Here is a 12,615-nt window from a genome sequence, read left to right as displayed (position 1 = left end):
AAAAGGCTTGTCATTCACGACAAGCCTTTTTCTTTGTTTTATTTTTATATTAGAGACAAACACATTAAAAACACTGAAATAAATTCAGAATTTATGAAAACCTTTAGTTTATACACACATTACAAAAAAATTTTAGCAGATACTATAACTCCAGTAAGTATCTATTTAAAAATTCGAGATAAATTCCCGAATAGCATTTTACTTGAAAGTAGCGATTATCATGCAAATGACAATAGTTTTTCTTACATCTGTTTTAACCCAATTGCTACTATTAAAGTATCTGGAGACACAATAGAGCAAAGTTTTCCAGACGGTAGTACATTAAGAAACAGAACTACAGATGTGCCAAAAATGATTCATAAATTCACTAAAAGGTTTAAAGTTGACTCTGCAAAAACTTTTAAGTTTATTAACAATGGAATATTTGGATATACAGCTTATGATGCTGTTAAATATTTTGAAGATGTAGAAATTTCTAAAAAACCAGACTCTTTAGAGATTCCAGATATTTTTTATGCTGTTTACCAAAATATTATTGCAATAGACCATTTTAAAAATGAAGCTTACATTTTCGCACATTGCCATGATACAGAAAATAATATAGACGAAATACTCCATCTTATTCAATCTAAAAATTATGCATCGTATAATTTTTCAACCACATCAAGTATTCAATCTAATTTAACAGATGATGATTATAAAGAACATGTAAACCTTGCAAAAAAACATTGTGCAAGAGGTGATGTTTTTCAATTAGTCCTTTCAAAAAAATTCTTTCAGGATTTTAAAGGTGACGAGTTTAATGTTTATCGCGCTTTACGTAGTATAAATCCTTCTCCATATCTATTCTATTTTGATTATGGTGATTTTAAAATATTTGGAAGCTCTCCAGAAGCTCAACTAGTAGTAAATGAGGGCATGGCAGAAATTCACCCAATTGCAGGAACATTTAAACGTACAGGTAATGATAAAAAAGATGCTGAATTAGCTAAACAATTAGCAAATGACGATAAAGAAAATGCAGAACATGTTATGCTTGTTGACTTAGCAAGAAACGATTTAAGTAGACATGGTACACAGGTAAAAGTTGAAACTTACAAAGAAGCCCAGTTTTTCTCTCATGTAATACATTTAGTAAGTAAAATTACAGGTAAAATAAACAGTGAAACCTCTACTATGCAAGTTGTCGCAGACACGTTTCCTGCAGGAACCTTAAGTGGAGCACCAAAACATAACGCTATGCAACTTATAGAAAAATACGAAAAAACAAGTCGCGCCTTTTATGGTGGCGCTATTGGCTTTATGGATTTTAATGGTAATTATAACCATGCGATAATGATTAGGACATTTTTAAGTAAAAATCATCAATTACATTGGCAAGCTGGTGCAGGAATCGTTTCTAAATCAAACCCAGAAAGCGAACTACAAGAAGTTTATAATAAACTTGGAGCTCTTACAAATGCTATTGAATTAGCAAAAGAGATTTAAAAAAAAGATACCCAAAGAAGAAAATGTGTAAATAAACGCTTAAAGCCACAAGCTAAAAGCAAATAGCTATAAAAAATGAAAGTATTAGTAATAGATAATTACGACAGTTTTACCTACAACTTAGTCCATTACTTAGAAGACTTAAATTGCCAGGTTACCGTAAAAAGAAACGATAAATTAACGTTAGAAGATGTAGAGCCTTTTAACAAAATAGTATTATCTCCAGGACCAGGAATTCCAGATGAAGCTGGATTACTTAAAGCCATAATAAAAAAGTATGCTCCAACTAAAAGTATTTTAGGCGTTTGTTTAGGACAACAAGCTATTGGAGAAGTATTTGGCGGAAAATTATTAAATTTAGACACCGTTTATCATGGCGTATCTACTAAAGTAAATATTACTGTAGATAACGAACCTCTATTTAATAACATGGAAAAAACAATTGAAGTTGGCCGCTATCACTCTTGGGTTGTTGCTGCAGAATTACCAGATAGTTTAGAAGCAACTTCGGTTGATGAAAACGGGCAAATAATGTCCTTAAGACATAAAGTTTACGATGTTAAAGGTGTACAATATCATCCAGAAAGTGTACTTACGCCTAACGGCAAGCAAATTCTAAAAAATTGGGTTAATAATTAATTCCATTCAAAATATCAGATTTTAAATTTAAATGAGACATATACTAAATAGATTAATAAACCAAGAACGCATCTCTAGTGACGAAGCGAGAAATGCCTTAATAAATATTTCGGTTGGCCAATACAACCAAAATCAAATTGCTTCATTTCTAACCGTATTTATGATGCGAAGCATTACTTTAGAAGAGCTCCAAGGTTTTCGCGATGCTCTTTTAGAACTATGCATCCCAGTAGATTTATCAAATTTTAACGCCATAGATTTATGTGGTACTGGTGGTGACGGCAAGGACACTTTTAACATCTCAACCTTATCTTCTTTTATAACTGCTGGTGCAGGAGTAAAAGTAGCAAAACACGGTAATTATGGTGTATCATCCTCATCTGGTTCTTCTAATGTAATGGAAGCTTTAGGCGTAAAATTCACTAACGATATTGATTCACTTAAAACACAAATAGACCAAGCTGGAATTTGTGTAATGCACGCACCTTTATTTCATCCTGCAATGAAAAATGTTGCACCAATTAGAAAAGAGTTAGGTGTAAAAACATTTTTTAATATGCTTGGGCCAATGGTAAACCCATCATTTCCAAAAAATCAAATGGTAGGTGTTTTTAGCTTAGAATTACAAAGGCTATATGGTTATTTATATCAAAATACAAATACAAATTATAGCATTGTACATGCTCTTGATGGTTACGACGAAATTTCTCTAACAGGAAAAACTAAAATTATAACCAATAATAGTGAGTTAATGTTAAAGCCTTCAGATTTATGCGTAAATCAAATAGAACAGTCTGAAATTTTTGGTGGTGTTACTGTAAAAGAAGCAGCTAAAGTTTTTAAAAATATTATTAGTGGTAAAGGCACAGAAGCTCAAAACAATGTAGTATGTGCAAATGCAGGTTTAGCTATTGCAACGGTAGATGGTATTTCTCATAGAGAAGGATTTGAACGCGCTAAAGAAAGTTTAGAAAGTGGTAAAGCCAAAATAACATTAGAAAAACTCATAGAGTTAAGTAAAAAATAGCAAGTTATTTTAAAACAAACCTACAAACTGTAAAAGATGAATATCTTAGATAAAATAACAAGAGACAAACGCATAGAAGTTAATCTTAGAAAGCAATTAATACCTATTAAACAATTAGAGCAATCTATATTATTTAACAAAACAGCAGTTTCTTTAGTTAACAATTTAAAAAACAGCACTTCTGGTATTATTGCAGAACATAAACGTCGTTCTCCCTCAAAACAAGTTATAAATCACGATTTAAATGTTTTCGATGTCGCAAAAGGATACGAAAGCGCTGGTGTCTGCGGTATGTCGGTTTTGACAGATGGCAAATATTTTGGTGGCTCTTTAGACGATTTACTTACAGCGAGATCCAATTGTAATTTACCATTGTTACGTAAAGAGTTTATTATTGACAGCTATCAAATTATTGAAGCAAAAGCGTACGGCGCAGATGTTATATTGCTAATAGCAGCAATACTTACTAAAAATGAAATAAAGCAATTTTCGGAACTAGCAAAAAGCTTAAACTTAGAAGTCTTGTTAGAAATACATAATGAGGAAGAATTACATAAATCTATTATGCCTAGTATAGATATGCTTGGTGTAAATAATAGAAATTTAAAAACATTTAATGTTAGCCTAGAAACAAGCAAGCAATTAAGTCAGCTTATACCAAATGAATTTATTAAAGTATCAGAAAGTGGCATTAGCAGTGTTGAAGCCATAAAAAGCTTACAACCATTTGGTTACAAAGGTTTTTTAATAGGAGAAAACTTTATGAAAACTAATAACGCAGGCGAAAGTGCAAAACAATTTATAAAACAAATAAACTTATAAAAGTATGAAACTAAAAATATGCGGTATGAAAAATGAAAACAACATTTTAGATGTTGCAGAGTTAAACCCAGGTTATATGGGTTTCATTTTTTATGAGAAATCACCAAGATATTTTAACACCACAATTCCAGAGCTCCCAGAAAGCATAAAAAAAATAGGCGTTTTTGTTAATGCTACTTTCGATTTTATTCGTGGTAAAATAGAAAAACACGATTTACAAGGTGTACAACTTCATGGTGATGAGACACCAGAACTATGTAAAAGCTTAAAAGATTTAGACATAATTGTAATTAAGGTGTTTTCTATAAAAAACCAATTTAATTTTAAAGTTTTAGAGCCTTTTGAAGACGTTTGCGATTATTATTTATTTGATACTAAAGGCAAAGAGCCAGGCGGAAATGGATACACTTTTAATTGGAACGTTCTAAAAAAATACCCATCAATAAAACCATATTTTTTAAGTGGTGGTATTGGGCCAAAAGAAATGGACGCTTTACTTCTGTTTTTAAAAAGACCAGAATCCGAATTTTGTGCAGCTATCGATTTAAACAGCAAATTTGAAACAGCTGCCGGTTTAAAAAATACTACAAAACTTAAAACATTTCAACAAAAACTAATAGACACTAATTACTTAAGATAAATTATGACCTATAATATTGACGACAAAGGATATTACGGTGAATTTGGTGGTGCATACATTCCAGAAATGCTTTATCCTAACGTTGAAGAGTTACGCCAAAACTACCTAAAAGTAATGGCAGAACCATTATTTAAAAAGGAATTTGATCAATTACTAAAAGATTACGTTGGGCGTCCATCACCATTGTATTTTGCAAAAAGATTAAGCGATAAATACAAAACTAAAATCTATTTAAAACGAGAAGATTTAAACCACACTGGTGCACATAAAGTAAACAATACAATCGGACAGATTTTAATGGCGCAACGTTTAGGTAAAAAACGCATAATTGCAGAAACTGGAGCAGGACAGCATGGTGTTGCAACTGCCACTGTTTGCGCGCTTATGGGCTTAGAGTGTATTGTTTACATGGGAGAAATAGATATTGCACGTCAAGCTCCAAATGTTGCAAGAATGAAAATGTTAGGTGCAACAGTAATACCTGCTACTTCAGGAAGTAAAACATTAAAGGACGCAACAAACGAAGCGATAAGAGATTGGATTAATAATCCTGTAGATACACATTATATTATTGGTAGCGTTGTTGGTCCGCACCCATATCCAGATATGGTTGCTCGTTTTCAAGCAGTAGTATCAGAAGAGATACAATGGCAATTAAAAGAAAAAGAAGGCAAAACAACACCAAATTATGTTATTGCTTGTGTTGGTGGCGGTAGTAACGCTGCTGGATCATACTATCATTATTTAGAAGATACTAATGTAAATTTAATAGCTGTTGAAGCTGCTGGTAAAGGTGTACATTCTGGTGAAAGCGCTGCAACTTCAGCACTTGGTAAAGAAGGTATTATTCACGGTAGTAAAACATTGTTAATGCAAACCAATGACGGGCAAATTATCGAGCCATATTCAATCTCAGCAGGATTAGATTATCCTGGTGTTGGACCAATGCATGCGCATTTATATAAATCTGGAAGAGCAGAATTTATCTCGGTCACAGATAATGAAGCTATGACATCTGGCTTAGAATTATGCAAATTAGAAGGTATTATTCCTGCCATAGAAAGCTCTCATGCCTTTGCCGTTTTAAATAAAAAAACATTTAAAGAGGACGATATTGTAGTAATTAATTTATCTGGACGTGGTGACAAAGACTTACAAAACTACATAGACTATTTTAAAATTTAATTTTTATGGCGTTACCACAAGGGTCAGGCTTTCGGCAGTCGCGCTTTGCAAGGCGCTCCAACAAAGCCTCAATCCTTAACGCGATTAACACTATTAAATAGAAAAAAACATGAACAGAATTAATAAAAAATTAAACGAAGACAAAAAGCTTCTTTCAATATATTTTACTGCAGGTTATCCCAACTTAAATAACACCGTTACAATAATAGAAAACTTAGAAAAAAACGGTGTAGACATGATAGAAATAGGATTACCATTTAGCGATCCTTTAGCCGATGGACCAACAATACAAGCCAGTTCAACGCAAGCACTTAAAAATGGTATGACTACTAATGTACTTTTTAAACAATTAAAAGATATTAGAAAAACAGTATCCATACCATTAATAATTATGGGATATTTCAACCCAATGCTACAATATGGTGTAGAAGCATTTTGTAAAAAATGTCAAGATGTTGGTATAGATGGGTTAATTATTCCAGACTTGCCTGTAGATGTTTATAACGAAAAATATAAAACAGTATTTGAAAAATACGGTCTAATAAATGTGTTTTTAATAACACCACAAACAAGCGAAAAGCGAATTAATTTTATAGACTCTATTTCAAATGGATTTATATATATGGTAAGTAGTGCAAGTGTTACTGGAAGTAATTCTGGTTTTGGAGACGAGCAAACCAAATACTTTAAACGTATTGCAAAAATGAACCTAAAAAACCCTCAAATTATTGGTTTTGGTATTTCAGATAATGAAACCTTTTCTCAAGCTACACAACATGCTAAAGGTGCAATAATAGGTTCAGCATTTATAAAAAATCTCACAAAAAGTGGTTTATCGAAAATTGACGATTTTATAAAATCTATTATAAATTAATAGTTATATTGGTACATTATTAATCAACTAACAACCTTAATTTATGGAATGGTATTTAAAAGTCGTAAGAGATAATTACGCAAATTTTGAAGGCAGAGCAAGACGTCAAGAATATTGGATGTTTACATTATTTAATTTTTTAATAATTATGGCACTAGCTATAGTAAGTGGCGTATTAGCAACTTCTTTAGATGCTCCAGCTTTTATGGCTATTTATTTTATATATGCTTTAGCTGTAGTAATACCTAGCTTAGCTGTAGCGGTAAGAAGACTGCACGATACAGGTAAAAGTGGTTGGTATTATTTAATATCATTAATACCTTTAATTGGAGGAATTTGGTTAATTATTTTGTTTGCTACAGAAGGCGATGTGGGACCAAACGAATATGGACCAGATCCAAAAAAACCTACTAATTTAGGTGGTGAAACAGAGCGTAAAAACACACACATAATTAGCTAGTTTTAACGTTTCTGCAACAAAATCTTATAATAGTTTTAATAGTTAAATAGCTTTATTTTAATAACTTAGAGTAAATCTAAAAACTAAAAAAAATTATGGGAACTATAGCAGATAAAAGAAAATTTAAAACTACAAAAACACAAACAAATCCTACAAACCCAACTGGGAACACAAATGTAGAGACTAATAAATTTGATATTGACGAGTCAACTATCAAAGATCAACAAAAAAAGAAATAATTTATTTTAAATTATTATTTTGTGAAGCCTAAGCTTAATTTAAGTTTAGGCTTTACTTTTTATACATTATATGGCTTTAAACATAGTATTAATAGAACCCGAAATACCTAATAACACTGGAAATATTGGCAGACTTGCTTTAGGCTCTGGTTCAACTTTACATTTAGTAAAACCTTTTGGTTTCGAAATTACCGATACCCGATTAAAACGTGCTGGTTTAGATTATTGGCAACATTTAAACCTTCATTATTATGATAATATAGAAGACTTTTTAGAAAAAAATAAAACTAAAAAAATGGTTTTTCTTTCTAGTCATGGCACAAAACAACATTGGGATATTAAATTTGAAGACGATTTATTTTTAGTCTTTGGAAAAGAATCAAAAGGCTTACCAAAATCATTAACATCTAAACACCAAGATAAGTTGTTTAAAATACCACTTTACAGCGAACACATTCGCAGTTTAAATTTAGCAAATGCTGTTAGTATTGTTGTGTATGAAGGTTTAAAACAAATTAATACCATTTAAAAAGTAACTTATGCTAGATTTCATTTCGGTTTTAGAGACTGAATTTGAAAAGAACTCAAATTTAGAATTAGCTATAAAGCAAGAAGCTTATATGCGTAACCAATTTAAAACATTTGGTATTAAAACCGAAAACAGAAGACGCATACAAAAGCCCTTTTTAGTTAAAGCGTACTTACCTAAACAAGAAAATTTAGAAACCATTGTTAAAACACTTTGGAGTAAACCGCAGCGTGAATTTCAATATTTTGGCCAAGAATTAACTTTTAAATATTTGAAAAATATTCAAGAAAAGGATATTGAATTATATGAGTTTATGGTAAGCAATAAATCTTGGTGGGATACTGTAGACTTTATTGCCGTAAAATTAATAGGCAATTATTTTAAAGTATATCCAGAGTTACAAAAGCAATACATAGATAAATGGCTTAAATCTAATAATATGTGGCTACAACGCTCAGCATTATTATTTCAATTAAAATATAAAAAAGATTTAAATCCTGAATTAATGGCTTATACCATATCGCAATTACTAGGCTCTAAAACTTTTTTTATAAATAAAGCTATTGGTTGGATTTTAAGAGAATACAGTCGTACAAATCCAGAATGAGTTTTAAATTTCACAAAAGAAACCGCTTTAAGTAATTTAAGCAAAAAAGAAGCTTTAAGGCTAATTAATTAAACTTCTGGCAATTACTTGACAATCTTATTTTTTTAGTCTAACTTCGTTTAACACATGATATTAAACATTAAAACGGTTTGATATCATAAGCTATTGTACGTAATTTTGGCTAACCGTAAACCAAAGGAAATTCTATGAAAAAATTGACAAATCGGATTTTGATAATTTCAAGCGGATTTTTGATTTTGACAATCGGAATTTCTTACGTTTTATATAGTTTTAACAAGCCTACAAATTTGGGATGCGGAACTGAAACACCAGAATTCTTTTGTGGAACTGTTTCGCCTGAATTGACTGAAAACGGACGAATTGGAAAACAGATTTTTAACGCAAATTGTGCTGCTTGTCACAAACTGAATAAAAATATGACTGGACCAGCATTAGCAAAAATGGATTCTACTCTACTCTGGAATTGGATGACGTTGAATAATAAACAAATTGACAGTTCAAAATTCAGCGAATTAGGAATTGACTATCATAGAATACAATGGTCTGAATCAATAAGTTCAACTGAATTACTTGGACTTTACGAATACATAAATGCTGAATGAATTATAAATGAGCCTTGAAAAAGAAAATACCGAAAAGCGTAAAAATGCGTCCTTGACTAATTCAGAAGCTTTGAGTTTCTTTTTCATTCCTATTGGTTTTGCTAAACTCAACAGATGGAAAAACACTGACTTTAATGAATCTGAAATAGAACGATTTAAAAAATTCGGATTTGAACGTAAAATTAAACAAGCGTCTGAAATGAGAATATTTGGAATGATATTTTACATTTCGATTGCAATTATATTAGCTTATATATTAAAATAAAAAACTACGTACAACAATGCATATATTTTATTGCTAGTGCTCGCCTACTTACGAAAATCCTCGCGGATTTTCTATTCGGTTTGTATTTGCTAAATTAGTTGCTGAAACACGCAACGAAATCATACACAAGACCGTTAAACGAAAACGGATAATTATTTAAGAATTCTTTTTTAAATATTCTAAATAAAAATCCTCAACTTTTTTTCGTGCCCAAGGTGTGCGACGTAAAAATTTCAAACTTGATTTTACAGATGGATTATCATTAAAACAACGAATATTTATATTATAGCCTAAATATTCCCAGCCATAATGCGCTTGCAATTCTGTTACAATTTGTTCTAATTTAATACCATGTAGAGGGTTATTAGGTTGAGACATATTAAGATAACATTTTTTTTATTTTTGTTGCTTTCTCAAAATGATCTAGTTGGTGGGTTTCTATCCACCATGTTGCAGCCTCCATTAACAACTTTGGATTATCATTTCTATTTTTAAAAAAGGCATAAAAAGACAAACCTACGGTATCACCTTTTTGAGCAATTTTTTTATCGCAAATTTCAATAATTTTGTTTCTTAGAGCTTCGGTCATAATATCTTTAGCCTTTAAATACAAAAATACATATTACTATTTAAACTTAACTTCTAGAGGTGTTTGAGCGTCTATCGCTATTTCGGCTTTTGTTTTTATTTCGGTTACGGTTTCTTCCACCATTACCAGAACTATTTCCGCTACTTTTAGCATTTCGCTTTCCAGAATTAGAGCCTTGAGATTTTGCCTTATTAGGATTTCTCTTTTGTCTATTTTGACCAGGTTTTATTGGTGCTGTAGAAGCATTTGGATCTGGTTCAAAACCTTCAAGAATTTCAACTTTAAGTTTTTCTCCTATTAGTTTTTCAATATCTCTTAAATATTGAGTTTCGTCTGCACTTACTAAAGAAATAGCTTCTCCTTTTGCTCCTGCTCTACCTGTTCTACCTATTCTGTGTACGTAATCTTCAGAAATATTTGGAATCTCGAAGTTAATAACGTGCGGTAATAGTGGTATGTCTAAACCACGAGCAGCAATATCTGTTGCAACCATTACTCTAATAGTTCCGTCTTTAAAACCTTTTAGAGCTTTTGTTCTTGCTCCTTGACTTTTATTACCATGTATAGCTGCGGCTGTAATTCCAGAGCTAATCATTTTTTTAGTTAACTTATTTGCTCCATGTTTAGTTCGAGTAAAAACTAAAACTTGTTTCCAATTACCATCACTAATTAGTTTAATTACTAATCCTGTTTTTAAACCTTTTGCTACACGATATACTTTTTGAGAAATTGCTTCAACAGCTGTATTCTCTGGTGTTGCTTCAACTTGTACTGGGTTTTTTAATATATTAAATGCTAGTTTTTTAATGTCTTTAGAAAATGTTGCCGAAAACATTAAATTTTGTCTTTTATCTGGCATCAATTTCATTACACGTTCTATATCGCGTAAAAAACCCATATCTAACATACGGTCTGCCTCATCTAAAACAAAAATTTCTACACGTTTTAAAGACAATAAACCTTGATTGTTTAAATCTATTAAACGACCTGGAGTAGCAACTAAAACATCTACTCCTTTTCTAATATTTGCAACTTGTGGTTTTTGGTTTACACCTCCAAAAATTACAACGCTTCGTAAATTTAAAAACTCACTATATTCTTTTACATTAGCATAAACTTGTGCTGCTAATTCTCTTGTTGGTGTTAATACCAAAGCACGAATAGGCCTAAATTTTTCTTTTGGATTTTCACTAAGAATATGCAATAATGGCAAAGTAAAGCCAGCTGTTTTTCCTGTTCCTGTTTGAGCAGATGCTAAAACATCGTATCCGTCTAAAACTGGAGGTATTGCTTTGGCTTGTATTGGTGATGGATTTTCGTATCCTTTTTTGCTAATAGCTTTTAATAAAGGCTCAGACAAGCCTAATTGTTTAAATGACATAAATAAAGTTTGTGAGATAAACTCTATTATCAGGCTACCTCTTTTTAATTGAAAAGCAAAGGTAGTGCTTATTTATAGGTTAAGCCTATAATTGGGAAATGTTTGTGTTTTTGAACGTGATTTTATAAATTCTAAAAACATTTCATCTACAATTTACAACAGTTTAGAACCTTAATATTTTAATTATTAAATAATTATACGAGTTTTGTAAACATTATGAGTAAACAAAAAACCATTATTTTTAGAATTGTTTTATTAGTAGGCACAGTAACTTCGCTATTTTTTGTGCCATGGTTATTAGTAAAAGCTTGGATATTGCCTTTACCAAATACCGTAAAAAAACAAATGGATCAAGCTATTAATCATGGCTTTGATGGCATGATTGTATATATAGACCAAACAGATAAAAACCCTCAATTTTTAGCATCTGGCTGGCATAATAAAGAAACTAAAACACCTGCTAAACCAAAAGCTCTATTTAAAATTGCAAGTATTGGTAAATTGTACGATGCTGTAACGGCTACAAAATTAGTAAGTGAAGGTAAGCTTTCTCTAAATAAAACATTAGCCGATTATCTACCCGAACTTATTGGTAGAATTGAAAATGCCGAAAAAATTACTTTAAAACACATGATACAACATAAAAGCGGCATCCCTAATTACTCTGATGCTCCAAATTTTTGGGCAAACCCAACTAAAACGTTTAAAGAAAGTCTTGATTTAATTATAGATAAACCTGCCAATTTTGAGCCTGGTGAAGATTACGAATATTGTAACACTAACTATCTATTATTAAACGAAATAATGAATAACGTTTTGGGCTACGATAAATTTGTTTTTATTCAAAAAGAAATTTTAAAACCTCTAAACCTTAAAAACACTTTTAAATCGTTAGAAGAAGTAAATATAAATAGTGTTATGAGTGGTTATCACGTTGGTTATCCTCATAACTTAAGAGCAGATGAATATGGCATGCTTGCCACTGCAGAAGATGTTGGTATTTTTTTAAGAGCATTAAATAACGGCTCTGTTTTTAAACCTGGCGAAAAAGAAATTTATACATCTATTTATAAATATAAACATTCTGGTTGGGTTCCAGGTTACCAAAGTTTTGCAAACTACTATGAAGATATTGATGCTGTTATAGTTGCTTTTTACAGCACAACCGATGCAGAATTATATAATTGGAACCTATCTGAAATAATAAACTCTCGAATTAAAAAAATTGTAGAAAATAAATGATATTG

General features: G+C 31.1%; 17 protein-coding genes. 14 read left to right on the top strand and 3 right to left on the bottom strand.

The window, feature by feature from the left end:
- Nucleotides 1-93: 93 nt before the first annotated feature.
- From LACAL_RS08745 to LACAL_RS08690, 13 genes are all read left to right on the top strand, one after another.
- Nucleotides 94-1,488 carry an anthranilate synthase component I family protein gene (locus LACAL_RS08745; protein ID WP_013870366.1) on the top strand — a complete coding sequence of 465 codons (1,395 nt, stop codon included), beginning with the start codon at nt 94-96 and terminating at the stop codon, nt 1,486-1,488.
- Between the two features lie 75 nt (nt 1,489-1,563).
- Nucleotides 1,564-2,127: an aminodeoxychorismate/anthranilate synthase component II gene (locus LACAL_RS08740; RefSeq protein ID WP_013870365.1), complete on the top strand. Its 564-nt coding sequence runs from the start codon at nt 1,564-1,566 to the stop codon at nt 2,125-2,127.
- 31 nt (nt 2,128-2,158) lie between these two features.
- A complete protein-coding gene (gene trpD / locus LACAL_RS08735) occupies nt 2,159-3,154 on the top strand; it encodes an anthranilate phosphoribosyltransferase (protein ID WP_013870364.1) in 996 nt (331 codons plus the stop codon).
- A 36-nt stretch (nt 3,155-3,190) separates the two neighbouring features.
- Nucleotides 3,191-3,976 carry an indole-3-glycerol phosphate synthase TrpC gene (trpC, locus tag LACAL_RS08730; protein ID WP_013870363.1) on the top strand — a complete coding sequence of 262 codons (786 nt, stop codon included), beginning with the start codon at nt 3,191-3,193 and terminating at the stop codon, nt 3,974-3,976.
- A 4-nt stretch (nt 3,977-3,980) separates the two neighbouring features.
- A complete protein-coding gene (locus LACAL_RS08725; RefSeq protein ID WP_013870362.1) occupies nt 3,981-4,616 on the top strand; it encodes a phosphoribosylanthranilate isomerase in 636 nt (211 codons plus the stop codon).
- 3 nt (nt 4,617-4,619) lie between these two features.
- Nucleotides 4,620-5,801, top strand: a complete 1,182-nt coding sequence (gene trpB / locus LACAL_RS08720) for a tryptophan synthase subunit beta (RefSeq protein ID WP_013870361.1) — start codon at nt 4,620-4,622, stop codon at nt 5,799-5,801.
- A 109-nt stretch (nt 5,802-5,910) separates the two neighbouring features.
- Entirely contained in the window at nt 5,911-6,675 is a 765-nt protein-coding gene (gene trpA / locus LACAL_RS08715; protein WP_013870360.1) for a tryptophan synthase subunit alpha, read from the top strand.
- A 43-nt stretch (nt 6,676-6,718) separates the two neighbouring features.
- On the top strand, nt 6,719-7,135 hold the full coding sequence (locus tag LACAL_RS08710; protein WP_013870359.1) for a DUF805 domain-containing protein: 417 nt from the start codon (nt 6,719-6,721) through the stop codon (nt 7,133-7,135).
- A gap of 95 nt (nt 7,136-7,230) precedes the next feature.
- The gene (locus LACAL_RS15435; protein ID WP_013870358.1) at nt 7,231-7,374 is read left to right on the top strand and encodes a hypothetical protein; all 144 of its coding nucleotides are present in this window, start codon (nt 7,231-7,233) and stop codon (nt 7,372-7,374) included.
- Nucleotides 7,375-7,444: 70 nt separating this feature from the next.
- Nucleotides 7,445-7,903, top strand: coding sequence for a tRNA (cytidine(34)-2'-O)-methyltransferase (locus LACAL_RS08705; protein ID WP_013870357.1), 459 nt, complete (start codon nt 7,445-7,447; stop codon nt 7,901-7,903).
- A 10-nt stretch (nt 7,904-7,913) separates the two neighbouring features.
- Nucleotides 7,914-8,510, top strand: coding sequence for a DNA alkylation repair protein (locus LACAL_RS08700; RefSeq protein WP_013870356.1), 597 nt, complete (start codon nt 7,914-7,916; stop codon nt 8,508-8,510).
- Nucleotides 8,511-8,818: 308 nt separating this feature from the next.
- Nucleotides 8,819-9,133 (top strand): cytochrome c family protein, encoded by a 315-nt coding sequence (locus tag LACAL_RS08695; RefSeq protein ID WP_013870355.1) that lies wholly within the window; start codon nt 8,819-8,821, stop codon nt 9,131-9,133.
- A 7-nt stretch (nt 9,134-9,140) separates the two neighbouring features.
- Nucleotides 9,141-9,398: a hypothetical protein gene (locus tag LACAL_RS08690; protein ID WP_013870354.1), complete on the top strand. Its 258-nt coding sequence runs from the start codon at nt 9,141-9,143 to the stop codon at nt 9,396-9,398.
- Between the two features lie 156 nt (nt 9,399-9,554).
- On the opposite strand, the gene LACAL_RS08685 is transcribed toward LACAL_RS08690, so the two are convergent.
- The 3 genes from LACAL_RS08685 to LACAL_RS08675 are packed head-to-tail and all read right to left on the bottom strand — an operon-like array spanning nt 9,555 to nt 11,368.
- Complete coding sequence (locus tag LACAL_RS08685; protein WP_013870353.1) at nt 9,555-9,776, bottom strand: VF530 family DNA-binding protein; 222 nt, start codon at nt 9,774-9,776, stop codon at nt 9,555-9,557.
- A 1-nt stretch (nt 9,777) separates the two neighbouring features.
- Nucleotides 9,778-9,987, bottom strand: coding sequence for a DUF6500 family protein (locus LACAL_RS08680; protein ID WP_013870352.1), 210 nt, complete (start codon nt 9,985-9,987; stop codon nt 9,778-9,780).
- Nucleotides 9,988-10,033: 46 nt separating this feature from the next.
- Entirely contained in the window at nt 10,034-11,368 is a 1,335-nt protein-coding gene (locus tag LACAL_RS08675; RefSeq protein WP_013870351.1) for a DEAD/DEAH box helicase, read from the bottom strand.
- A gap of 216 nt (nt 11,369-11,584) precedes the next feature.
- Between LACAL_RS08675 and LACAL_RS08670 the strand changes: the two genes are divergently transcribed.
- Nucleotides 11,585-12,610 carry a serine hydrolase gene (locus tag LACAL_RS08670; RefSeq protein WP_013870350.1) on the top strand — a complete coding sequence of 342 codons (1,026 nt, stop codon included), beginning with the start codon at nt 11,585-11,587 and terminating at the stop codon, nt 12,608-12,610.
- The last annotated feature ends 5 nt before the right edge of the window (nt 12,611-12,615 follow it).

The organism is Lacinutrix sp. 5H-3-7-4 (genome assembly GCF_000211855.2).
Classification (GTDB): Bacteria; Bacteroidota; Bacteroidia; order Flavobacteriales; family Flavobacteriaceae; genus Lacinutrix.
Note: the sequence above shows the minus strand (reverse complement) of the source record. Positions and strands in the feature narration are given on the sequence as shown.

Excerpts from the sequence above, each read along its gene's own strand:
- LACAL_RS08745 (WP_013870366.1), top strand. The coding sequence starts at position 94 with ATGAAAACCTTTAGTTTATACACACATTACAAAAAAATTTTAGCAGAT.
- LACAL_RS08740 (WP_013870365.1), top strand. The coding sequence starts at position 1,564 with ATGAAAGTATTAGTAATAGATAATTACGACAGTTTTACCTACAACTTA.
- trpD (WP_013870364.1), top strand. The coding sequence starts at position 2,159 with ATGAGACATATACTAAATAGATTAATAAACCAAGAACGCATCTCTAGT.
- trpC (WP_013870363.1), top strand. The coding sequence starts at position 3,191 with ATGAATATCTTAGATAAAATAACAAGAGACAAACGCATAGAAGTTAAT.
- LACAL_RS08725 (WP_013870362.1), top strand. The coding sequence starts at position 3,981 with ATGAAACTAAAAATATGCGGTATGAAAAATGAAAACAACATTTTAGAT.
- trpB (WP_013870361.1), top strand. The coding sequence starts at position 4,620 with ATGACCTATAATATTGACGACAAAGGATATTACGGTGAATTTGGTGGT.
- trpA (WP_013870360.1), top strand. The coding sequence starts at position 5,911 with ATGAACAGAATTAATAAAAAATTAAACGAAGACAAAAAGCTTCTTTCA.
- LACAL_RS08710 (WP_013870359.1), top strand. The coding sequence starts at position 6,719 with ATGGAATGGTATTTAAAAGTCGTAAGAGATAATTACGCAAATTTTGAA.
- LACAL_RS15435 (WP_013870358.1), top strand. The coding sequence starts at position 7,231 with ATGGGAACTATAGCAGATAAAAGAAAATTTAAAACTACAAAAACACAA.
- LACAL_RS08705 (WP_013870357.1), top strand. The coding sequence starts at position 7,445 with ATGGCTTTAAACATAGTATTAATAGAACCCGAAATACCTAATAACACT.
- LACAL_RS08700 (WP_013870356.1), top strand. The coding sequence starts at position 7,914 with ATGCTAGATTTCATTTCGGTTTTAGAGACTGAATTTGAAAAGAACTCA.
- LACAL_RS08690 (WP_013870354.1), top strand. The coding sequence starts at position 9,141 with ATGAGCCTTGAAAAAGAAAATACCGAAAAGCGTAAAAATGCGTCCTTG.
- LACAL_RS08685 (WP_013870353.1), bottom strand. The coding sequence starts at position 9,776 with ATGTCTCAACCTAATAACCCTCTACATGGTATTAAATTAGAACAAATT.
- LACAL_RS08680 (WP_013870352.1), bottom strand. The coding sequence starts at position 9,987 with ATGACCGAAGCTCTAAGAAACAAAATTATTGAAATTTGCGATAAAAAA.
- LACAL_RS08675 (WP_013870351.1), bottom strand. The coding sequence starts at position 11,368 with ATGTCATTTAAACAATTAGGCTTGTCTGAGCCTTTATTAAAAGCTATT.
- LACAL_RS08670 (WP_013870350.1), top strand. The coding sequence starts at position 11,585 with ATGAGTAAACAAAAAACCATTATTTTTAGAATTGTTTTATTAGTAGGC.